Raw genomic sequence first — 1507 nt, forward strand, 5'->3', positions numbered from 1 at the left:
CAGTTCTGGAAAATGCCGTTTTCCCACAGCGACTGGCCGGCGCCGCGCACGAACAGCGACACGCCGACGACGAGACGTTTGCTAGTGCAAGATTTCGAGTGGTGCCCTGCCCTTGCCATGTATTCCTCTAGATTGAGAAAATTTTCATAACAGAAGTTCGTTGCCCTGCGTACCGTCGTCGCACAATCATGAGCTGACTCTTGATCCTATTGAGCCAGCCAATCCGTGTCCATTGAGCCGACCAAGCATGGCAAAACACCGTAACAATTGTGCTGAAGCAACCGGACGCTCTTTCATCGTGCGCGTGACTTTTATCAAGCTGCTGCGCAAACCAGCCGCGATGGCAGAGTGTCGACCGTATAACGCACTCGCAAGTCCAACGGCATATGCAATTTCCACTTCGCGACGCGTCTTTTCGTCCACATGGGGGTCAATCAAAGCATCTGCAATGCGCTTGAATTGCATCACCGATCGGTTCACTGATCGGCCATTCGAGTTCTTCGTTTTCCCCAAGTGGCGAGGCCTTCCGACGTAGTAGCCTTGCACCCAATTTGCACCGGCCAACGCGGCAACGCGCAGCAATTCGGCACTTTCTATACCCTCCACCACAATCTGCGGTGCATGACGTCCCGCGCGAGTTACCAATTCTTCAAACTGATCGACACGTACCTCATCGGAGCCATTTTTCGGTAACATCCGCCCGGAAATCTTGATGACGTCGGGTGACACGATCCTTGCACTGTTCTCGATGCTGAATCCATCACCTAAATCGTCCACGGCGATTCTGCAGCCGATCTGCTGCAAGCGTTCAACAAGCACGTGGCCCGAGACCGGGGACAGTTGCGTGGTTTCGGTAATCTCCACGACTAGGCGACTAGCGATATCGGGTCTTCCCGCAAGCCGCTGAAGGATTGAATCCCACCACTGGATCTCATTTGCACTTTGCGCAGAAATATTGACCCCCAGACGAAGGTCAATGTTCGACTCCATGAATTCAATGGCCATCCCGACAACGTAGCGGTCCAGGAAGCGCATGAGTCCAAGGCGTTCCAGACTGCTAACGAACGCTGACGGATACGTTACTCGGTTGTGGTCTCCAAGTATTCTCACCAGACACTCGTAATATAGCGGCTCTTCATCGCCATTCAGGCTCAATATCGGTTGAGCATGCAATACCACTCTGTCTTGAGCAATCGCAGCCAGTACCATGCCTGCTGCCCTCGTGTCTGAATTCGGTTGCCGCCGTGGATCTCGTCCAGCAGCATGTTGGGCCAGTACATGTTCGCATCGGATCACGACACCTCCGTGCACTCAACAGCGCGATGTTGCGTTCCAGGCGTAATGAGGCACGACGAATTCAGCGCGAATCTACCGACGACACACTTTCGTCCCAACGGCTGGCCGGCGGTGAGGCGCTTGTCCTCCACGGACGCTTGACGGGCATTGGAGTCCGACATGCGTATGCTCCGGTTCAGGCGACCAGACGCGAGACGAACGCGTCGAGGTT

General features: G+C 54.7%; 1 protein-coding gene. It reads right to left on the reverse strand.

Translation table 11 applies throughout. The features are described from left to right. Positions 1 to 186: 186 nt before the first annotated feature. Positions 187 to 1209: an EAL domain-containing protein gene (locus WT24_RS33850; RefSeq protein WP_082742317.1), complete on the reverse strand. Its 1023-nt coding sequence runs from the start codon at positions 1207 to 1209 to the stop codon at positions 187 to 189. Between the last annotated feature and the right edge of the window lie 298 nt (positions 1210 to 1507).

This window comes from Burkholderia sp. MSMB1078WGS (genome assembly GCF_001528895.1).
Taxonomy (GTDB): Bacteria; Pseudomonadota; Gammaproteobacteria; order Burkholderiales; family Burkholderiaceae; genus Burkholderia.

Coding starts and splice junctions, on each gene's coding strand:
- WT24_RS33850 (WP_082742317.1), bottom strand. CDS start 1,209: ATGGTACTGGCTGCGATTGCTCAAGACAGAGTGGTATTGCATGCTCAA.